Source organism: Candidatus Zixiibacteriota bacterium (assembly GCA_018820315.1).
Lineage (GTDB): Bacteria > Zixibacteria > MSB-5A5 > JAABVY01 > JAHJOQ01 > JAHJOQ01.
Genome location: JAHJOQ010000043.1, coordinates 1 through 21,306 on the forward strand (window position 1 = coordinate 1; position 21,306 = coordinate 21,306).

18 protein-coding genes are annotated in these 21,306 nt (G+C 49.3%); 16 read left to right on the plus strand and 2 right to left on the minus strand.

The genetic code is table 11. The annotated features are described in order from the left end of the window. Positions 1–342 precede the first annotated feature (342 nt). The 16 genes from KKH67_03955 (at position 343) to KKH67_04030 (ending at position 18,838) form a co-directional block, all read left to right on the plus strand. Positions 343–1,380, plus strand: a complete 1,038-nt coding sequence (locus tag KKH67_03955) for a polysaccharide deacetylase family protein (protein MBU1318331.1) — start codon at positions 343–345, stop codon at positions 1,378–1,380. Between the two features lie 17 nt (positions 1,381–1,397). Next, positions 1,398–2,876, plus strand: coding sequence for an oligosaccharide flippase family protein (locus KKH67_03960; protein ID MBU1318332.1), 1,479 nt, complete (start codon positions 1,398–1,400; stop codon positions 2,874–2,876). A gap of 88 nt (positions 2,877–2,964) precedes the next feature. Continuing rightward, a complete protein-coding gene (locus KKH67_03965; protein MBU1318333.1) occupies positions 2,965–4,449 on the plus strand; it encodes an O-antigen ligase family protein in 1,485 nt (494 codons plus the stop codon). Positions 4,450–4,546: 97 nt separating this feature from the next. After that, entirely contained in the window at positions 4,547–5,578 is a 1,032-nt protein-coding gene (locus KKH67_03970) for a FemAB family PEP-CTERM system-associated protein (protein MBU1318334.1), read from the plus strand. Positions 5,579–5,623: 45 nt separating this feature from the next. Beyond that, the gene (locus tag KKH67_03975; protein ID MBU1318335.1) at positions 5,624–6,844 is read left to right on the plus strand and encodes a DegT/DnrJ/EryC1/StrS family aminotransferase; all 1,221 of its coding nucleotides are present in this window, start codon (positions 5,624–5,626) and stop codon (positions 6,842–6,844) included. A 4-nt stretch (positions 6,845–6,848) separates the two neighbouring features. Continuing rightward, positions 6,849–7,928 (plus strand): polysaccharide deacetylase family protein, encoded by a 1,080-nt coding sequence (locus tag KKH67_03980; GenBank protein ID MBU1318336.1) that lies wholly within the window; start codon positions 6,849–6,851, stop codon positions 7,926–7,928. Between the two features lie 4 nt (positions 7,929–7,932). After that, on the plus strand, positions 7,933–9,045 hold the full coding sequence (locus KKH67_03985; protein MBU1318337.1) for a glycosyltransferase: 1,113 nt from the start codon (positions 7,933–7,935) through the stop codon (positions 9,043–9,045). Then, positions 9,042–10,190, plus strand: coding sequence for a glycosyltransferase family 2 protein (locus KKH67_03990; GenBank protein ID MBU1318338.1), 1,149 nt, complete (start codon positions 9,042–9,044; stop codon positions 10,188–10,190). The genes KKH67_03985 and KKH67_03990 overlap by 4 nt, the downstream gene beginning before the upstream one ends. After that, positions 10,187–11,308 (plus strand): glycosyltransferase family 4 protein, encoded by a 1,122-nt coding sequence (locus KKH67_03995; protein MBU1318339.1) that lies wholly within the window; start codon positions 10,187–10,189, stop codon positions 11,306–11,308. Before KKH67_03990 ends, KKH67_03995 begins: the two co-directional genes overlap by 4 nt. Next, positions 11,305–12,549: a glycosyltransferase family 4 protein gene (locus tag KKH67_04000; protein ID MBU1318340.1), complete on the plus strand. Its 1,245-nt coding sequence runs from the start codon at positions 11,305–11,307 to the stop codon at positions 12,547–12,549. The genes KKH67_03995 and KKH67_04000 overlap by 4 nt, the downstream gene beginning before the upstream one ends. Next, a complete protein-coding gene (locus KKH67_04005; protein MBU1318341.1) occupies positions 12,546–13,904 on the plus strand; it encodes an AMP-binding protein in 1,359 nt (452 codons plus the stop codon). Before KKH67_04000 ends, KKH67_04005 begins: the two co-directional genes overlap by 4 nt. Further along, complete coding sequence (locus KKH67_04010; protein ID MBU1318342.1) at positions 13,901–14,923, plus strand: hypothetical protein; 1,023 nt, start codon at positions 13,901–13,903, stop codon at positions 14,921–14,923. The genes KKH67_04005 and KKH67_04010 overlap by 4 nt, the downstream gene beginning before the upstream one ends. Positions 14,924–14,935: 12 nt before the next feature. After that, entirely contained in the window at positions 14,936–15,961 is a 1,026-nt protein-coding gene (locus tag KKH67_04015; protein ID MBU1318343.1) for a hypothetical protein, read from the plus strand. Between the two features lie 133 nt (positions 15,962–16,094). Further along, positions 16,095–16,808 (plus strand): glycosyltransferase family 2 protein, encoded by a 714-nt coding sequence (locus KKH67_04020; GenBank protein ID MBU1318344.1) that lies wholly within the window; start codon positions 16,095–16,097, stop codon positions 16,806–16,808. Beyond that, positions 16,808–17,167, plus strand: a complete 360-nt coding sequence (locus tag KKH67_04025) for a DUF2304 domain-containing protein (GenBank protein ID MBU1318345.1) — start codon at positions 16,808–16,810, stop codon at positions 17,165–17,167. The genes KKH67_04020 and KKH67_04025 overlap by 1 nt, the downstream gene beginning before the upstream one ends. A 24-nt stretch (positions 17,168–17,191) precedes the next feature. After that, positions 17,192–18,838, plus strand: a complete 1,647-nt coding sequence (locus tag KKH67_04030) for a DUF2723 domain-containing protein (GenBank protein ID MBU1318346.1) — start codon at positions 17,192–17,194, stop codon at positions 18,836–18,838. On the opposite strand, the gene KKH67_04035 is transcribed toward KKH67_04030, so the two are convergent. Then, complete coding sequence (locus tag KKH67_04035; GenBank protein ID MBU1318347.1) at positions 18,825–20,351, minus strand: hypothetical protein; 1,527 nt, start codon at positions 20,349–20,351, stop codon at positions 18,825–18,827. The genes KKH67_04030 and KKH67_04035 overlap by 14 nt on opposite strands. A 245-nt stretch (positions 20,352–20,596) precedes the next feature. Beyond that, a complete protein-coding gene (locus KKH67_04040; GenBank protein ID MBU1318348.1) occupies positions 20,597–21,133 on the minus strand; it encodes a hypothetical protein in 537 nt (178 codons plus the stop codon). Positions 21,134–21,306 lie beyond the last annotated feature (173 nt).

Genomic DNA, 21,306 nt, shown 5'->3' on the forward strand with positions numbered 1-21,306 from the left:
CATTGAAGGTGTTAAGTTCGTTGATGGAGAAATAAAGGAAGCTGCATAACTGGAGAACTTGAGGATACTATCAAAACAATCATCCACAACTCTTGACAATATCTCGCGGTCGAGCAGCTACGGGCCGATAATCAGCATTGTAATGCAGCGATTACCGGCGAATGTTCCGACAATATAATCGAACGGATTGACTGCAAGATATATGTGTTATTAGAGCTTATGACTTCAGTTCTTGACAAAAATGGTCTATGAACATATCTATCGGGTCGCATGGGGAGAGCATGATCCTCCTATCTGCCCAGGTATTGATTTCATGGATGAATCGTACTGCGGACCAATACTATGAGAGAGCTAATCAAGAAACTTCTGTCTGAATTCGGATACTACAGACTCTATCGCCGAATGAGCTCGGCTGGATCCCCAGGGCATCTGATCCTGATGTATCACGATATTTCGAGCAATGCGGAGTTTGGCTCTGTCGGTACGGCAATCCGAAACAGACCTATCTCATCGCAATTCGAAGCCCACCTTAAGGTTGTGAAGCGGACAGCTCGCGTTTTGTCGGTCGAAGATGTAATCGATGAAATCAGAAACCAGCCGGGTCTGCGCGAGGACACGATTTCGATCACTTTCGACGATGGTTACTCATCTGTGTACGATTTCGCATATCCACTATTGCGGAAACACTCGGTTCCCGCGACTGTATACCTGACCACAGACTGGATTAACCGCAAGATGGAGTTGTGGTGGGAGGAACTGGCAGAGATCTTTGCAGACTGTGATCTTGACAGAATCTCGTTGCAGGAATTAGGCGACTTGGTCGGCATAGACGCGCAGACTCCATCTTGGGAAGATTCGGACCCGATACGGAAGAAAGTCCATATTCACGACCTGGTGGCAGCGAAGTTCAGAGAGCTCGATGATAAGACGGTTGTGTCCGGAGTGCGCGACTTGGGAAATTTGTTCGGATATGATCTGGATTCGCGGCGGCTTCCGCAGCCTCTGAGCTGGGATCAGATTAGAGAGATGGCAACTAACGGGATACTATTCGGATCACACACGTGTTCTCATGTTAATCTGAGGCACACACCGGTCGAGAAGATCGAAGACGAGATCGTTGATTCGAAGAAAGAAATTGAGCAGAAACTCAATACGGCAGTTAGAGGCTTCGCATACCCGTATGGACAGGATGTCGAGGCTTACAGGAAAGTTCGGCCATTACTTGTACTACACGGGTTCACATATGCGTGCACTGCATCACCCGGAATCAATCGACTCCAGTCTGATCCATATGCGCTTGTGAGAGAGACACTTCCAGCGACGGAATCTGCGGCATTGTTACATCGCGAACTCTGTCTCGATTTCGTGGAGGACAAATAGGTATAGGCACATTCAACATGTTTGACGAACTCAAGAATCTCTCAAAGCACTCGCTGGTATACATGCTTGGTTCAATCGCCAGTAGGATGGTTGGCTTCCTGATGATACCGGTCTACACACGGTATCTCACACCATCTGATTATGGCGTCCTCGAGCTTGTAAGCCTCACGATCGATGTCGTTGGTATGCTGGCAGCACTCGGTGTCAACAGTGCAATAACGAGATTCTACTACGAGTACAAAGATCGTGATCAGAGGGACGAAGTTATCACGACAGGCCTTCTCTCGACCATTGTTCTCGCTTCCGTCCCCACCGCTCTGCTGATTGTTAAAGCGGGTTGGCTTTCGACGCTCGTTTTTGATGACATTCAGTACGGTTACTTCTTCCAACTCCTGCTGCTGGCCAATTTCCTCGATCTGGTTCTGGTGATTCCGATGACGGTGCTAACAATACGAGAGAAATCGACAACTTACGTGATATTTTCACTGATTCGACTTGCTCTCAGTCTGTCGCTCAACATCTATTTCGTCGTCGTTCTTGAGATGGGTGTGGTAGGAATACTCTACAGCAGTCTCATTTCGTCCGCGGTGAGTTGCGTGCTTCTGTGCCTGACAGTATTTGTGCGAATGAGAATACGCTTTTCGCTCGATAAAGCCATCAAAATGATCAAGTTTGGTTCTCCTCTGGTGGCCGCAGCTCTCGGCACATTCGTTCTTAATTTCGCAGACAGGTATTTCCTCGAGCATTTCACCAGTTTGAGGGAGGTTGGTCTATACGGACTCGGATACAAATTCGCGATCGCGCTGTCGCAGTTGCTTCACGGCCCATTCAATCTTATGTGGAACGTTTTTATGTTCAAGATTGCGGACCGTCCAGATGCAAAGCAGATGTATGCCCGAGTGATGACCTACAACTCATTCGTGGTCATTTTCGTTGCTCTAGGTATGGCTGTTCTGATAAAGGACGTTCTGAAGATCATGGTCACGCCGGAGTTCCAGGATGCTCACAGGATTGTCCCTCTGATTCTGGCCGGTTTCTACTTCTACTATATGATGCCTATTCTCGATGTTGGAATCATGCTCACTAAGAAGACATATTTGCGCGCCATGAATGTCACCATCGCTGCGATCGTGAACCTTGGACTGAACTATATTCTCATTTCGAGATTTGATATGATGGGCGCCGCGTACGCTACATTTCTGTCGTACTCATTTTTGGCGATTTTGACGCTGTATGTATCGGGAAGAGTGCTCAGTGTCCCCTATGAGTATTTTCGCTTGGCAAAAATGTATGTTTCGGCGTTATTGATATTTGCACTCAGCAGGATGATTGACTCGGATTCTCTCGCTCTGACCATCGCGGCGAAGACCGCAGTGGTCCTTATGTTTCCACTTGTCCTGATTCCGCTGAAGTTCTATGACGAGAAGGAACGACGGAAAATTGCCGAGTTGTCCAGACAATTTGCAGGGAAGCTCCTCAGACGCAATGTTGACTAATCGACATATACATGAAATCGGTATCGGATTTGATGCAGACGTCATGGTTCCGATGATCGGCACTGACCCACATCAGGTGAGGTAACTGTTGGCGCCAGATGTTCGCAAATCGGCACCGGATCGACTTCGATCCGACTCTGAAGGGTATCAATCCGGCCTCAAGATCACCTGGAAACACCTCTCAATCGCAGGACTCGCCATCATATCTGTTGTATCCGCGCTCGCGATGCTCAGGATGCCGGATAAGTTTCAGCTTGCTCTCATATTTGCCGTTCCGGGACTATTCTTTCTGATTGTGGTGCTGCTCAATCCATTCATCGGAGTATATATCTATCTTCTGTTTGAGTATCTCAGGCCATATGATCTTGTACCGGCGTTACTTCCTCTGAAAATACCGATGCTCGTGATCGGAATAACGACTGTTTCCTGGCTGATACGTGTATCGAAGACCGGCGGGTTCGAGATGCACAAATTCACCTGGGTCTATCTCAGTTTCGTGGCACTGATAGGATTCACCATCGTCACGGCAGACAATTATTACATCGCTCTTCTTGGATTCAGAGAGATGTGCCTCTTTTTCATCATGTACCTCATAGCTCTGGACAATGTCAATTCCTTCAGCCGGTATAACAAATTGGTCTGGCTGATGCTTCTGATACACTTCTTTTTCGCTTCGAAAGGCGTCTACAACTATCTGCTGGCTCAGGATGTGACAGGCGGTCAGCGAACCAGCGGAGCGGTTGGAACCTCCTTCCTCGCAGATGAAAACGACTTTGCACTTGCATTAAATGTGATGATCCCGTTCGCATTTTTTGCGTTAACGTACGCCAGGAAATTCATAACCAAGTTGTTCTCCTTTGCCGTACTGATGACACTGATGTTTGGCGTGGTATCGAGTTTCTCGAGAGGCGGCTGGCTCGGTCTGGTCGCAGCCGTCGGCTATTGCCTGTTGCGCTCAAAGCGGAAAGTAGTGACCATAAGTTTCGCGGTAGTTCTTCTCATTGCATTGGTGATCGTCGCCCCCCCAGAATATTGGAGTGAAGTATCTACTATCTCAGATACTCATGAATCTACGGCCGCCTCGAGATTGAATTACTGGGAAGCGGCTGTGCGTATGTATCTCGACTATCCAATAATCGGTGTAGGAGCCGGCAACGGTGGGTCGCACCTTGTAGATTATGTTACCGGATTCAAAGATCCGGCAACGCAGTGGGGGAGAGCATTTCACGGAACTGTGCCTCAGGTGCTGGCAGAGCTCGGGACGGTCGGCATCTGTCTGTATCTGGCCATGCTAATCATGGCTTTCCGCCACCTGCTGAGAATCAGAAGGGACGCTATTCGATCGGAAGACGGCACTCGGACAATTCAATTCGTCGATTCAGTTTTGGGTGGGATCATTGCATACATTGTGACAGCTACCTTTCTGTCAACAGCGTATTACCCACAGCTTTGGACGCTCTTCATGTTTGCAATGGTGCTCTTGAAAATAGATGCGGCTGATCGTCAGCAGGCAGCCGCTCGAACTGAATTGGAAGCAAATATCGCCACTCAGGACAGTCAGACGACGGTATGATATTAGATCTACGAAACAGACGAGCGTTCTATCTCAGTGATTTGGCCGATGCCACTGGGGAGTTCAGCATCAATCGGGACGGCGAGGTATCAATTTTATGGTAAGAGTTGTCGCATACGCCCATGAGCTTGAAGATTCATGGGCTGAATATGTTCAGAATACGGAGTCCTCAAACATATCTCACCGGTTAGAGTGGAGGTATGTCATTTCCGAGAGTCTCGGCCACAGACCGAGATACCTGGTTGCCCTGGATGATTCAAAAGTTGTCGGAATTCTCCCCCTGTTTGTAGTGACTACCTGGTGGAGAGCTAAGTACATCGTGTCGGTACCGTGGCTCGATTACGGCGGAGTTGTAGCTGACAGCGATGATGTTGAGATTCTGCTTCTTGACGAAGCGCGTCGTATCACGGAGGAAGAGGGTGCTAAGTTCCTTGAGTTGCGCTCTGTCAGTGCCGGTAGCGTGAAGATGGAAGAGCGTCTCGATAAAGCATCATTCATTCTGAAGCTGACCGACAATTCGGAGGATCTCTGGAAGTCGTTCAATGCCAAGCTCAGGAATCAGATCAGAAAAGCACAGAAGTCACAATTGTATACCGAAATCGGTGGGGTCGAATTGCTTGATGGCTTCTACGATGTTTTTTCGAGGAATATGCGCGATCTGGGTACGCCGGTGTGGGGGAAGGATTTCTTCCGGAGAATTCTGAGTGCATTCCCTCAGTCAGCAGAGATAATCCAGGTTAAGAAAGATGAAGATGTTGTTGCGGGGGGTCTGATTCTGTCATTCAAGAAATCGCAATATGTGCCATCAGCATCATCGCTTCGTTCATTCATAAATCTCTGTCCCAATCACGCCCTGTACTGGTCGGTGATAGCGAGAGCATGTGAGAGCAGATTCGACTACTTCGATTTCGGCCGATCGAGTTGGGACTCAGGTACATTCAATTTCAAGAAGCAATGGGGCGCTGAGCCGACCCAGCTCGTCTGGCAATATCACCTAAACAAGGCGACGGAAGTTCCCCTGATCAGCCCTGATAATCGGAAATACCGCACAGTGATCGGTCTTTGGAAAAAACTGCCGCTTGGGCTGGCAAATTACCTTGGACCGAAGCTTATTAGGAGTTTCCCGTGATCGCCGCGATTGAATCGAAACTGACTGGCAACAGCTGAGATTACTATGTTCTATTTTCTGGCACCGGCAGGTATTCCGATATCACTGGAGGACATCTCAAAGGCAGTCCGACTCAAGAAGTCAGGCATGTCGTATTCGGCGATCTTTCTCGAACACATCGCCAAGATCGTTGATTCCGACTATGCCTTCGATTTCAACTCGGGCAGGACTGCGCTTGCCGTGATTCTGGACGCCCTGTCAGAGCTTGCCGACGATGGAAGGAATGAAATTGTAATTCCTGCGTACACTTGCTACTCGGTGGCGTCGGCTGTCATAAGATGCGGACTGAAGATCAGATTATGCGACGTCGACCCCACGACTCTTGACTACGATTACGAAAAGCTGTATGAGACTGATACATCCCATGTATTGGCTGTTGTTGCATGTAGTCTGTTTGGAGTCTCATGCGACTGGGAATCACTCGGTCAACTGCAAAGGGAGAATGGTTACTTTTTGATTGACGACGCCGCACAGTCGTTTGGCGTCGAAAGCGACAAATGTGCGCCTGGCACTCGCGGCGACGTTGGCTTCTACAGCTTCGGTCGCGGAAAGAATCTGACTACTTATTCCGGCGGTGCAGCCGTAACTGACAACGATGACATCGCTCGAAAGATCGAAGAGAAATCGGCCGGACTGAGTCACACCAGTCGTGTGTCCGATGGCATTGCGCTTGGCAAGATGCTGGCGTACGGCCTGCTGTTGCGACCGGAACTCTATTGGATTCCCAACTCGATCCCGTTTCTCGGTATCGGAGAGACTATCTTCGATCCCGACTTTCCGATGGCGCGCATGCGTGAGATGAACTGCCGCTTGGGCAGTGTTCTGCTGGATAGAATAGGCTTGTTGAATTCTATTCGTATCGGCATTGCTGACACGCTGTTGAACCGACTGCGTGATTGTCCCGATCTCGAATTCCCCGGCTATGAAGGTGGCGCGGTTATTCCATACCTGCGATTGCCGATCCTGATGGCTAATAAATCGGTTAGAGATACGGCAATAAGTCGATTGCGAGCAGCCGGAATTGGTGCGTCGCCCATGTATCCGTCGACTATTGCCGAAATTCCGGCAATTGATGCACATCTTGGTGAAAGAAGTGGCGAGTTGCCCGGCGCAAAGGAAATAGCGGACCGCCTGCTCACACTTCCAACTCATCCGTATGTAACTGGACAAGACATTGAGAGAATGATAAAATTGGTGACTTCAGTTGTAACCAAGGGCGGTGAATAGAATCTTGAAATCACTGATCAAGTACATATTCTGCTTTGTAGCATACTACTGCGGACTGGTGTTTCTCTCCCGGGTTTTCTTCAGGTCACGATCTGCGCTCATCCTGACTTATCATCGAGTTTTATCAAAAGACGAGAAGGCGCGTTGTATCTCGCAGCCCGGCATGGTCGTCAGTGCAGATTCGTTCAGGTGGCAGATGGAGTATCTGAATAGAACATGCAGTGTGGTTTCACTGAGCGAGTTGATAGACAGCGTCGGAGCCGGACACAATAACGATAGAATTTGTGCGGTCACATTCGATGACGGGTGGCAGGATGTATACGTCAACGCATATCCGATCCTGAGAGCGATGAATCTCAGTGCGACGGTCTTCCTGACAACAGGATTCATCGGCACGAAGAGGCTTTTCTGGCCTGAACGTCTCACCGCAGCTCTCTTGCCAGACAGCACAATCAGTGAACAGGCGCTTGAGCAGCTTTCGGAGATAGACAATCAGTGTGCAGAACTCGTGAGAGAGGTAGGCACTCATTCCGACCGAAAATCACGAACAGAACGGATAGACTTCTTGATAGAGAGGCTAAAACTCCTCAAGCTCGCTGATAGAGAGGCATTCGTGAAGACTATCGACCAGATAAGCGATGAACCTGGTCGATCCGAAGAATCTCGTCATCTGCTGAATTGGGACGAGGTGGCCGAAATGAAGGCTGGTGGTATTTCATTTGGATCGCACACGGTCAACCATGTCCTCCTCACGAAAGTGTCGCTCGATGAAGCTGAGCGAGAGATTCGAGAGTCAAAGACTGATTTGGAGAATAAACTTGGTGAACCAGTTGACCTTTTCGCTTATCCTAATGGCAACTGGAACGAAGCAGTGAGGGATATGGTGCGGGACATTGGATTCAGGGCAGCGGTTATCGCCGCGAATCGACGGAATAGTCGCGAGACCGATCCATATCTGTTCGGCAGACTGAATATCCACGAGGGAATGTCGCTCTCGCCCTGGAAGCGGTTCTCGCGTGCGCTGTTTGCCTGCGAAACAAGCGGCTTTCTGAGTCTCTTCAGTAAGTTGCCAAAACATTATTGACATTATGACTGCGAACAAGACAAACATCCTGCATCTAATTGAAACATCAGAGCCAGGTGGTGCTGAAACGGTGCTCGCAAACATCGCGAAGAATCTCGCTTCGGAGCTGTTCAATTCATTGGTCTGTGTGCTGGAGGATGGCTGGCTCACGGAGCACTTGAAGAAACTCGGCGTGCCATATATTGTCCTCGAAAACAGGTGGTCGTACGATCCGTTGTTTCTGATCAGGCTCGCACGGCTGATTAATCGCGAGAAAATAGACATAATCCACTCACACGAGTTCATGATGACTGTGTACGGCGCAGTTGCCGCGAGGTTGACCCGGACCCCGATGATCGGTACTATGCATGGTAAAGTGTACTACCCGGAGAAAGCTCGTCGAGTCAGAATGCTCAAATTCGCGTTTTCTCTTTCATCAAAGATGATCGCCGTTTCAGAGGATTTGAGAAAGTACCTTGCAGGACTGTTTGGGACAGAATCCGAGAAGCTGATCACATTGTATAACGGCATTGATCTTAAGAAGTACAGCTCTATCGAATCCAGACAGCAGTCGAGAGACAGTTTGTCTATTCCTGAAGGCGCGCCGGTTGCAGGAACTGTCGGTAGTCTATTCAAAGTGAAGGGCATCAATTTTCTGCTGGATGCTATACCGAATATCAGGAAGGATCATCCTGAATTTGTGCTTCTGATTGCGGGTGAAGGCGAGCAGGAGAGTACTTTGAAAGCGCAGGCCGAATCGCTCGTTCTCGGCGAATCGGTCAGATTTCTCGGATTCCGGGATGATGTTCCGAGGATTCTGAATGCATTGGATGTTTATGTTTGCTCGTCGCTATCAGAAGGACATTCGCTGTCGATTCTCGAAGCTATGGCGCTGTCTGTTCCGATTGTAGCCACGGAAGTGGGCGGTAATCCGGAGTTGATAGAGCATGACAAGAATGGCATGCTTGTCAAGGCGGAAGACCCATCAGCGCTCGCTGCGGGCATATCCTCTCTTCTGCGCGACCCCGCTCTCAGAGAGAGGTTTGGACAAGCGAGCCGATCAATAGTAGAGGAGAGATTCTCGCTCGATTCGATGATTAGCAAATATTCGAAACTGTATGAAGGGCTGCTGTCGTGACCCTGTCCATCGTGCTGCATACGCTGTTCTGGATTTCCGTTATCCTCACATTTTGGACATATATGGGATACTACCTCTTTCTTCGCATATACTCTGTTGTTGTATCGAAGAGTGTCGAACGGGATAATATCACGCCCGGAGTCAGCATCGTGATTACCGCGCACAATGAACAGAAGACAATCGGACCGAAAATAGAAAGCTGCCTGGCTCTCGATTATCCCGGGGAGAAGCTTGAGATCATAGTTGCATCAGATGGTTCCGACGATAGAACCAATGAAATCGTAAGCCAGTACAGGGATAGCGGTGTCGAGCTTATTGCTATACCGGAGCGAAACGGGAAGCACTACGCCCAGAAAAAGGGAATCGACGCGGCCTGTCATGAGATCATCGTGCTGACGGATGCGACGACATTTCTTGAGGCCGATTCGATCAGCAAGATCGTAAGGAGTTTTGCCGATCCCGGAATTGGATGCGTGTCCGGCAGGGACAGAATTGCAGAATCGGAGGAACCGTCCCAGGGAGAAGGTCTCTACGTGCGGTATGAGATGTCGCTTAGATCGCTCGAATCGAGAGTATCATCTCTGATCGGTGTAAGCGGATCGTTCTTCGCAGTGCGAAAAGAAATATGTGATACATGGTACTCCGACATGTCGAGCGATTTTTTCATTCCGATCGTGGCTTACATGCAGGGCTTCAGGACCGTACTCGACGACGAGGCAATAGGCTCATACACCCTTGTGAAGAACCCGGAGCAGGAATTCCAGCGGAAGGTTCGCACTATTGTCCACGGAGTTGAAGTGGCGTGTCGACTCCGAAGAATTCTGAATCCACTCGTATACGGATTCTATTCTTTTCAGATGCTCAGTCACAAGTGTATGAGATGGCTGGTTCCATATTGTCTGATAATCTGCCTGGCGACAAACAGCATGCTCGCGGGCACTTCTGTGTGCTTTGATATCTTACTGGCAGCACAATTCATATTCTATCTCTCAGCAGTTGCAGCATTTCTGATCAAGCCGCTCGAAAGGCATTCGCTATTCAGGATACCTTTCTTTTTTGGTATGGCGAACCTGTCGATTCTGATCGCATGGTGGAAGTATATCAGTGGCGAGCGATATGTTACCTGGGATCGGACCAATAGATGAAGGTATGCCACTTGATCTCCGGCGATTTGTGGGCTGGTGCTGAGGTGCAGACATATACATTGTTGTGCTCACTGGCTGCGTTGCCTAATCTGCATGTTACGGCCGTTGTGCTAAATGAAGCTCGGCTGGCGGAAAAACTGCGGGAAGCAGGCATCGAAGTGTCTGTCATTGATGAATCCAGGCATGGTTTCTTCGAAATCAAGAGCCGTCTACAGAAAGAGCTTTCGACAAGTCAGCCGGATATCCTGCACACACACCGCTACAAAGAGAATATCCTGGGTGGACTCGTGAAATCGAAATGCCGGATACGTCACCTCATTCAGACAGTGCATGGCATACAAGAAGGTTTCAGCGGTCTGAAGCGCTTCAAAATGAATATGTACACTTACATGAATGATCGATTCACTCGCAGCTGCTTCTCAAGAGTTGTCGCAGTCTCCAAAGATATCGAGAGGCATCTTGCAGCTAAGTATGGATCGGACAGGGTTGTCGTCATTCACAATTCAACAGACCGGAGCAACCGACCGTCAAAGACGCCACAGGAGATCAGGGCTGAACTTGGAATTCACGCTGAACATGCCATAATAGGCGCTGTCGGCCGACTGGTCCCGGTTAAAGCACTCGATATATTCCTCGATGCCGCCGCGCGAATCCTGGAAAAGAGGCCACAGACGACTTTCCTGATTGCGGGCGACGGTCCTCTCCGGACTGAACTAACTGACCGGGCGAGTCGTTTGGGCATTGAGAAGAATGTATTGCTAACTGGTTTTAGGGCAGATATACTGAACATTATAAGCATTTTCGATATTTTTGTTGTATCGTCTTATCATGAGGGCATTCCGGTGTCGGTCCTCGAGGCGATGTCGCTCGAAAAAGCGGTAGTATCCACCGAGGTTGGGGGCATGAGGGAGATCATTCAGGATAGTGTATCCGGTATCCTGGTTCCACCGGGGAGCTCCGATGCGATTGCAGAAGCGTGCCTTAGGATCCTAACGGATAGTGATCTGCGTGCCCGTATCGAGGCGGGCGCTACGGCACGGATAGGTGAGGAATTCTCAGCGGAGATTCAGCGTGATCGCATGCTGAAATTGTACCATGAGGTGATGAATCAAGAGTGAAGATATTGTTGATAGCACATTTGCTTCCGTACCCGCCGAGTGGTGGGTGCTCTCTGCGGAACTTCAACCTGATAAAAGAAGCATCCCAGCAGCATGAAATACACCTGTTGACGTTTTTCCAGAAAGTTCATTTTCAAAACCCGAAAGACTATTCAGAAGAGCTTCAACGCAGCATCCGGGAAATGAAGAAGTACTGCCGTCATGTGGAAGCATTCGAAATCCCGACCGATGGCAGGGCTCTTGCCTGGAACACTCTGCTGTTCTTTAACCTGTTTTCACAGACTCCCTATTCGTCGTGGAAATTCCATTCTCGCGAAATGATTAGTGCAATCAGAAGGCATGCGAGCGAGCATTCATTTGATCTGGTCGAAATCGGCACTGTTGCGCTTGCGAAATATCGCGAACTGTTGCCGGGAGTCCCGAGTTTGCTGGTTCATCACAATATTGAATCAGAGCTTCTGTTTAGGCGAAGCAAGAACGCTCCGAATCCGTTGAGTCGTGCATATCTGGCACATCAGGGCCGCAAGCTAAGACGATTCGAGCAGCAGGCGTGTGAGAATTTCGACTATCACACTACTGTTTCAGAGCATGACAAGAAGACTCTGGAAAGCATACACTGTGATATCAGAGTGCAGGTGGTACCGAACGGCGTCGACGCAGATTATTTCGTGCCGGGCAGCGAGTCCGTCACTGCGAATAGCCTAATCTTCGTCGGAGGGATGTCATGGTACCCGAATCTTGATGCCATGAATTACTTCACCAGCGATATATGGCATCTGATAAAGAGCAAAATCCCGGACTTGACGATGGCGATGATCGGGAGGAATCCACCCAGGAATATCACCGAATTCGCGAAGAAAGAGACCGGCTTCAAATGCCTCGGTTTTGTTGAAGATGTACGATCTCATATAAGTGAGGCTGCCGTGTATGTTGTGCCGCTACGCGTCGGTGGAGGAACTCGACTGAAAATCCTCGATGCGATGGCAATGGGCAAGGCCATTGTCAGTACCACAATAGGTTGCGAAGGCATTGATGTAACCCATGGCACCGACATAATCATAGCGGATACTGCAGAAGATATCGCCTCAAGGACGGTCGAGCTCCTCAGCAATAGGCAGATGAGGGAAGAGATCGGTCGGAACGCCAGGCAGAAGGCTCTCGATCTCTATTCCTGGAAAAAGGTCTATCCGAAACTGGATCACACTTATTCAGAGCTCTCCGAAATGAGGAGCCCCAAGTGAATCCATGGATTGTGAAAAACCTGATCTACTTTCCCATTCAGGCGGTGCGCGGAGAGCAGGTCAGAGAATACATGGACAGGATCAACGCTTTCCATGAGAAACCACTGTTCGAGCAGCTCGAAATTCAGTGGCGCAAACTCCGGAAGTTGTTGGAGTATGTCTCCGCGAACAATCACTATTACCGGGATATTTTCGCCAGTCATGAGATAGATGTCGGGAAGATTGAGTCTCCGGAGGACTTCCGGAAGATACCTTTTCTGACAAAAGACGCCATCAGGGCAGGATCGAAGAACATGGTCTCGAATTACTCCCGGCGGGTCTCGCGCAGGAAAACATCCGGATCTACGGGTGTTCCGCTGGCATTTGTTAAAGATAGAGATTCGACAGCGTACATGGATGCTCTCATGTATGAAGTCTACGGATGGCACGGGATCGGAATAGGGGACAGGCAGAGCAGACTGTGGGGCATTCCATTCGCGCTCAAAGGTCGCCTGCTGACACATGTCAAAGATATTCTTCTGAATAGGCGGCGGCTTTCGGCATTCTCCCTCTCGCGAGAATCATGTATTGACTATTTTCAGTGCCTCAAGCGTTTCAAACCTAAGTTTATGTATGGTCTGCCGAGCACGATGGGAGCATTTGCCGCAATACTTCAAAGCAGCGGGATTGACCCAAGCGAAGCTCAACTGGAAGTTATCATCTCTACCGGCGAGATTCTGTCGGCAAGAGGCAGAGAGAAACTGGAGAGCGCGTTCGGATGTCGCGTTGTCAATGAATATGGCACAACAGAGAATGGTATCGTCGCTTTCGAGTCAGCGGATGGGAAAATGAGGTTGATGATTCACAATCTCTACATCGAAATACTCAACCCGGAAGACGGCACTCCTTCCAAACCGGGTGAGACCGGTGAGATTATCATCACCGAGCTGCATTCGTACGCGATGCCCTTTATCAGGTATCGTGTCGGCGATCTCGCTGTGCCGGAATCAGACTCAGTCGATGGCTCAAATCTTCCTACAGTGCGAGAAATCGCTGGACGTGTTTCCGATCTTGTCATCACCCCCGAGGGCAAGCGCGTTGCTGCCGCGATTCTCGATTACAGTCTCGCCGAAGGCATCAAGAGATTCAAGGCGTTTCAGACTGCGGTCGATTCGCTTCAGGTTATGATTGAGACTGACGATTCTTTTGATAAGAGCACTCTTACAAGAACTGAGAAGAGCTGGCGTGCATATCTTGGTGAGAACATCAGGATCGAGTTTAACATTGTGGATAAGATTCCGCCCGACAAGAGCGGCAAGATGACTGTGCTTGAGTCGAGTCTGGATTCTGAAGACTTCGACGTGAGGACGGAATGAATAGCGGTTGGTCCAGGCGCAAGATCATTACTATTGCGGTCGTGGTGATTATCACTGCGGCGTTCTATTTCACATATCCGCCCGCGTACAGACCGGTCAGTTTCCCGAATGGTAAGAAATTTGCTTTTGCAATAGTCGATGACACAGATGGTGCTACGATGGAGAAGATCAAGCCCGTTTATGACTACCTTCAAGAGCTGGGTGTTCTGTGCACCAAAACTGTGTGGGTGCTGCCAACCAATGATCCGGAGCGCTGGCCGAATCGAGGGGTTACACTCGCCGATTCAGAGTATGTCGATTACCTCCTGCATCTTCAATCAGAAGGCTTCGAAATCGCGTTCCATGGTGCGCGGGGTGGAAATTCGACTCGTCAAGACGTGATCGGCGCGCTCGAAACATTCAGAGACGTCTTCGGTGATTACCCCAGGATCCATATCAATCATTCGCAGAACTACGACAACCTATACTGGGGAGCTGACAAATTGAGCCTAGCTCCTCTGTCGTTCCTTTACGATATATTCTATACGGGCTCGCCGTCATACGGGCATATACCGGAATCGGAGTATTTCTGGGGTGATATCGCGCAAGATCGTATTTCTTATGTCGTGAATTTCAGTTTCGAGGAGATCAACACTCTGAAAGTAAACCCATTGATCCCGTATCACCTCGATGCACAGCCATATGTAAACTACTGGTTTCACTCATCCGACGGAGGATTCGTCGATTCTTTCAACGAATTGATAAAGAAAGAGAATGTCGACCGCCTCGAAAGCGAGATGGGAGTCTGTTTCGTCTACACACATTTTGCGAGCAGCTTCTTCAAGAACGGCAGCATCAATCCTGTGTTCAGGGAGCGAATGGCATATCTGGCATCGCGGGACGGGTGGTTTGCTCCGGCCGGCGAGGTTCTCGATTACATCAGGGAGCATCGTGAAAGGGGCGATGAGCCGAACTTCAGGGAGCGAGTCTACATAGAGTTAAGGTGGTTGTACGAGAAGCTTCTACACGGTTCGAGATAGCAGGGCAAGAAGATGCACACTTCAGGCGTAAAGACGATCTGGATCGCGGTTCTTATAGTCACAGTTGCACTGGTTGCATTTCCTCGCTTTGACCGTCAGGATATTGGACCAATCGGCAAGTTCACCGGCAAGATCGACGGCAAACCATCACTCGGAGATGCTGTCTTCTATATGAACTATGTGGATTACTTCCGAGGTAATGCCGAACTCGAGGATGTCGAATTGCCGTTTAGATATCGTCCGCTGATTCCGATGATGGCTTCCATACTACCGATTGAATCCCCGATGACCGCAATCAATGTCATTAATGTGATCGCTTTGTATCTGACCATCTTTGTGCTTTTCAAGCTGTTCCGAAAACTGGGCTTCGATTTCGGGCTTAGTTTGATAGGGTGTTTTCTCTATGCCGTGTCATTTCCAGTATTCTATATGAGCACCACGGGATATCTGGAGGCGTGTTCGATGTGCCTGCTTGCTACCGGGACGTATCTCGTATTCTGCAGGCGATGGCTGTTTCTTCTGCTGACACTCGTAGCAGGACTCTTTGTCAAGGAAGTGGTCGTTTTGCTTATTCCCATAGCAGTCGTCTATTTGTGGATTAACAAGTCAGGATGGAAAACGCTCCTAATCTGGTCGATCGTTTTTGTCGGTGCATTTGTTTTTGTAACAGCAATGATGAAGGAGATGTTCGGGCACTATATCTGGATTCCCAATGTCGAGACGCTGTTGTTCAATCTGAGGCCGCGCGCGCTTTTCAGTCTTGGTCTCTCATTCGGCCTTCCCGGAGTTCTGGCGGTCATCTTCTTTCTCAGATACAGGCGACTATCGGCCAGAATCGGCAGTGGAATCCTGCTGCCGATTTTCACCGGAATCCTCTTTACGCTGCTGCTGGTTGTCTATTCGATGGTGACTGCCTATGCCGACGGTCGATATATCTGGCCTGCTGTAGTATTTACAATACCCCTCTCACTTTGGGTGATCGAGGATTGGAGTGCTTCTGCCGGAATGGGCAGGGCGAAGACAGGAATTGCAGGTTGACATCGGAGGGACCGATTCCGCACGAGAAAACCGTTGTCAGTATTATCAAACTCGATTATAATCTCAGCGATTGAATCAATGTGACTTCCGGGACTGATTTCAAAATGCCCGATCTGGAGAATATCAGGATCTGATGGAGAAGATACTAATAATAATCCCGGCATTCAATGAGTCGGAGAACATCCGTCAAGTGGTCGATGAGATCCGGGCATCACAACCCTCGGCGAATATTGCCGTGGTAAATGACTGCTCGACGGATAATACGGAGAGTGTAGTCAGAGAGATCGGCGAGACCCTGCTGCCTCTTCCGTATAATCTCGGCATAGGCGGAGCCGTTCAGACCGGATTGATGTATGCGCGTGACAATCGGTTCGACATTGCAGTTCAAGTCGACGGCGACGGTCAACACCCGGCTGGTGAGATTGAAAAATTATTGGGACCGATCCGCTCTGGCGATGCAGACGTTGTCATCGGTTCCAGATTCCTCGGCACCGGCGATTTCAAGAGCACGTTCACAAGACGAATCGGCATACGGATAATCGAGATCATGAACAGGATGCTCACCGGTGTTGCGGTTACCGACAACACGTCCGGATTCAGGGCTTACAATTCAGGTGCGATAGAATTTCTTTCTACAACATATCCTCAGGATTATCCTGAACCCGTCGCGGTAGTCGAACTGTACAGAAATGGTTTCAGGATAAACGAAGTGGCCGTCGAAATGCGCGAGCGACAGAAAGGGACATCGTCAATCGGGGCGCTTGGATCGATCTACTATATGATAAAAGTATTGGTAGCAAACCTGATTGCAGTCTCTCGCAAACCAATGGCGAAGGAGGGTGATTGATGCCGCACAGCCCAATTCAGATTATCTCTATTGCAGTCAGCATTCTGATAATCCTGTTCGTCATATCTCTCATTCGCAAGCGGAAACTTAGAGAAGAGTACAGCATACTCTGGATTGTCGGAAGTCTCGTTCTTATTCTGTTCTCGGTCTGGCGCGGTCTTGTCGACATCATTGCCGATCTTGTCGGAGTTGCTTATGCTCCGGCAATCCTGCTGCTGACCGGCATTCTGTTCGGTGTGTTGATGTTCCTCCACTTCACCGTTGTAATCTCGAAACAGGCGGATGAGAACAAGATTCTGGCGCAGGAGATTGCGCTGCTTAAGAACCGCATCGACGAACTGGAAAAGAAGGCCGGTTAGTTGCCGAGAATGGATGCCAGTCGAATGAAGCATCTCAAAATGGCTGCAGTTCTGGGTATAGTGGCTCTCATTCTATACCTCTCTCTATTGTCCACCAATTTCAATGGTGACGGTCTAGGATACGCCAGACTGGTCGAAGATTCCGACTCAGCAAGGCTGTTCTCGGTTTCGGCAAGGCTCCTTTTCTGTCCAACCGGCAAAGTCGTTCTCGGCGTTGCACATCTGATCGGGTCGGATATAAGATCCGTCACGGCTTTGCAGATTCTCAATTCGATATTCGGAGCGCTCGGTGTGGCGTTCTTCTTTCTCACATCATTTCATGTCAGCAAGAGCATCGGGATAAGCATTGCATCCGCGCTCGGGCTTGCGTTTTCATATTCATACTGGTTCTGGTGTACGAATGCGACCTCATATCCCGGGAACATGTTCTTTCTGATACTGACACTCTATTTGCTGGTCAGGCTGACCAAAACTGCGCAGGGAAGCAGATATGTATTTCTGAGTCTGCTGATAGGGCTGACTCATGCTCTCGCGGGATTCTTCTGGCTCACAGCGCTGCTGCTGGTGCCTGCAGTCATGGTCGCGGTATATGCTGCCGGTGATCTGAAAACAGTATCAGGCAGAATCAGGGCAACATTTGCCTACCTCATCTCATTCTCGTTCTTCCTGTTTGGGCCGCTTCTGATCGCTGGTTTCGCCACCGGAAGAGTGGATAGCCTGTCTCAATTTCCGTCATGGTTGTCCGCGGCGTCATACGGAATCCCTCCTGATCTCAGCCTGATCAATTTCTCGCGGGGGATCATTGGATTTTCGTCGAGCATCGTACATCTTGCCGATGTAGGCCCGATGATCAAGCAGATTATATGGCATGTTCCATTCACTGCAGAGAGCAAAATGCGGCTCCATGTTGAGACAGCAATGTTCATGCTGCTTTGGGCTGTACTCATCACTGCCCTGATCTATATCATTCGGCGATTCAAAGACGTCTTTTCCGGTCGTTACCGTCTGGCTCTCATTCTGATCTCCTGGGCGTTGCTGCCGATCATCTTTGGACTTGTGTGGCTCGGGTCGGACACCGAGAGGTGGCTGGCACTGCTGCCGATTGTGTGGTTGATGTTCCTGTTAATCGCTGATCACGGCCGAAGAAACCTTGCCCGCGCAGGGCGGTGTGTTCTCGAAACTGCACTATGGACAGTCGTTGTAGTTGTGGCGACCTATAATCTGGCAACGGCGTTTGTACCGAATCATGATTCTGAAAACAATCCATACATGCAGAGTGCGCGGCAGCTCAGCGAACAGATGTCTGAAAAAGATATTGTGTTGCTGTGGGGGCATGATCACGTTTTCACCGGCGACCATCTGGCTTACTTCTTTAACCGGCAATCTCTTCATATCGGCCAGGTTGGAAGGGAACGCCCGGATGACGCGTTAACGATCCTGGATCAGGTTGTACGGGAGCGATTCTCCGCCGGTGGAAGGATCTTTGTCAGCGGCAGGATATTCCTCGATGAAGATGTTCCCGAATCGCATGTCTCCGAATCTGAATCGAGTATCTCACGGTTACAGTATCGGGCGCTGTTCTCAAAGTATCATCGTACCGAGGCACTTGTCTGCGGTGATGATATTTACTGGGAACTGTTTCCGACGGATATTCAATCTACTCCGGGCTGAAATCGACAAGTTTCAGATCAATTATAGTGCAGATCGTGTCTTCGTGAATTACTGCATCCTCGAATTTCGAGAGAGGAGCGGGAAGATCAGTACCCGCAGTGATTATCACCAGATTGTCATAGAAGGGCAGGACTTTGGAGTATCTGAGCGTGTCCTCAGGCGTCCATAGCTCCCACAATCTCGGCAGGTCGATCATTTGGGTCACTCCTGCGACGTGTCGTAGATCGGTGAATAGATGGGGGCTGAAGCCTCCCTTTGCCAGATGGTAATACGCTATCGAGTGTAACATGTAAGAGAAAGTCGATTCCTGGAAAGCACAGTCAATAACGCACACTTTGCTGCCGGATGGGATGTAGGTTTCCGCACTCTTGACGTATTCTGATGTCAGCGAACTGACTCTGTGGTAGTGCTGCATACGGAAGCCGGTGGTCAACAGCACCAGGATGCAGATTGCGGCGACAATGGCTCTCTTGCTTCCCTTGCTGCCGATTTCCAACGACATCAGAAGAGATATTATTCCGAAGACCGCGAAGCGAGAGCTGTGATCCCAGCCTCCCAAGAACTGAGTCCTCGGCAGCAAGAATGCCAACGCCCATGCGACAATGCCGAAACGCACAAGGAAACCTTTGGTCGATGGAATTCCGTTTCTCATCAGAAGCCAGATTACCAGCAATCCAATTGCCGCGATGATTACAAAGTCGAGGATTCCATCAGATGAGAACAGAACCCTCACACCTCCGGCAATCTGATGATACAAAGTATCGAACTCCATTGCGAGCAGAGAGCTGAAGAAATGTCCTCTAGCCTCTGCATGCTTGGCGCCGACCTCGGAAAGATAGTACACGAAACAGACAACTGACGGCAATGAGACATAGAAAAGTCTGCAGGCCACGCGGAGATAGCTTTTGTACTTATCCCGAGAATATCCTGCGATTACAGTCTTGTTTGTCCATACCAAGAAGATTACTCCGATTATGAACGCGGCCGCGTTGACGAAATGGCTCAGGTACACGAGTAGGGCGATTAAGCCGGAGATCGCCACATAAGACATCGGAAGTCCCTTCCTGATGCCTTTATTAAGCACTGCAAGCCCCAGAAAGACAAACGGTATGCCAATGCAATAGGGAATAAACCCGTATTCAAAATGATATGTATAGATGAAAAGAAATGAGAAGAAGGCAAGCTCCTGATTTCGCCGGTTGAACTCTCTCACATACACAAGGACACTGATCGGGAGGAGTATTACATACAATCCGACGACTATTTTGGCGGCGATAGTGAATCCAACCAGCTTGATGAATGGGTACATCAGGAGGTGGAAGAGTATGTACGGCGCGGTGAGCCACTCGGTCGAAATCAGGCAGGGCGACGATCCCTGGAATTCGCCGGATAACAAAACCGCCGCAAGTATGTGGTTTGGAAGATCGACTGCCGGTATGTAATCAAAGACTACTATCGGGATGACGCCAATGGCGATCAATCCGATGAACAATATCCGGCTATTCCGCGACATTCAAGCCTCTGGTTTGCTATCAACAAAACATAAACTGATTTCATGTCCTGCTCTCTCCATCTGATAGAATAGACACTTCACTTTTTCCGCGCAAGATTGAATTGCAGGAAGATATGTTCAAACAACCGGGAGCGGCTATATCGACCGCTTAATGATTTGCATTAGAGATGCTTTGTGATATTGCCACTTGAATGGTCTATTTAGATGACAGAAGGCCACTGGGCGCAGCTACCACTTCGACTATTCTACTGCACCTCATTCATCCACCTGTACAAGATGTAAACCTTTCCGTCGGAGAGGAGTGCGATCTTCTCTCCGTCGGGTGAGTATACAGGAATCGAGAAATCTTCCATACCGGCGATGGAATCAATGATCGTTAGTTCGCCTGTTTCATAATTGAATGAACCGATGCTTTCCAGCACAAAGGTTTCGTCATCATCGCAAACGAGAATGAATATCACTGCAGGTTCAGTCGGGATGAAGGAGTAGTACAGAAAGTCGCATTGCAGAGAATCCCCTTTAATATCCGATATCATTGTGTCTAATACTATGTAGGTAGAGTCGACAATTCTGCACATTGTCCCGCCTACTATGTAATGAGACAGATCTCTGGAGACTACCGGCTCCAGCGGAATATACTCGTAGGGCTTGGGCGCAAACCGTACCGTGTCGCCCAGATCCCCGGTGATCATGTACAGGCAGTCGTCTCCCCACGAGAATATATGATTCTCGCTCGGAGAGATTCTATCACTGTTGTCCTCGTTTATGCATACAGGAAACACTGTTCCGCCTGGGCTGCGGGCTGCAGGGTGGCCGGAGATATATTCAAAAGTTGTGGATAGAATAGAATGAGCGTATCCTCTTAATAGTAAACAAGAGAACTCGGGTTTATCCGAGCAGGAGGACACGCTCATGAGGAATAGTAATGTAAGTAATTTGGAAAGTCGAGTGGAAA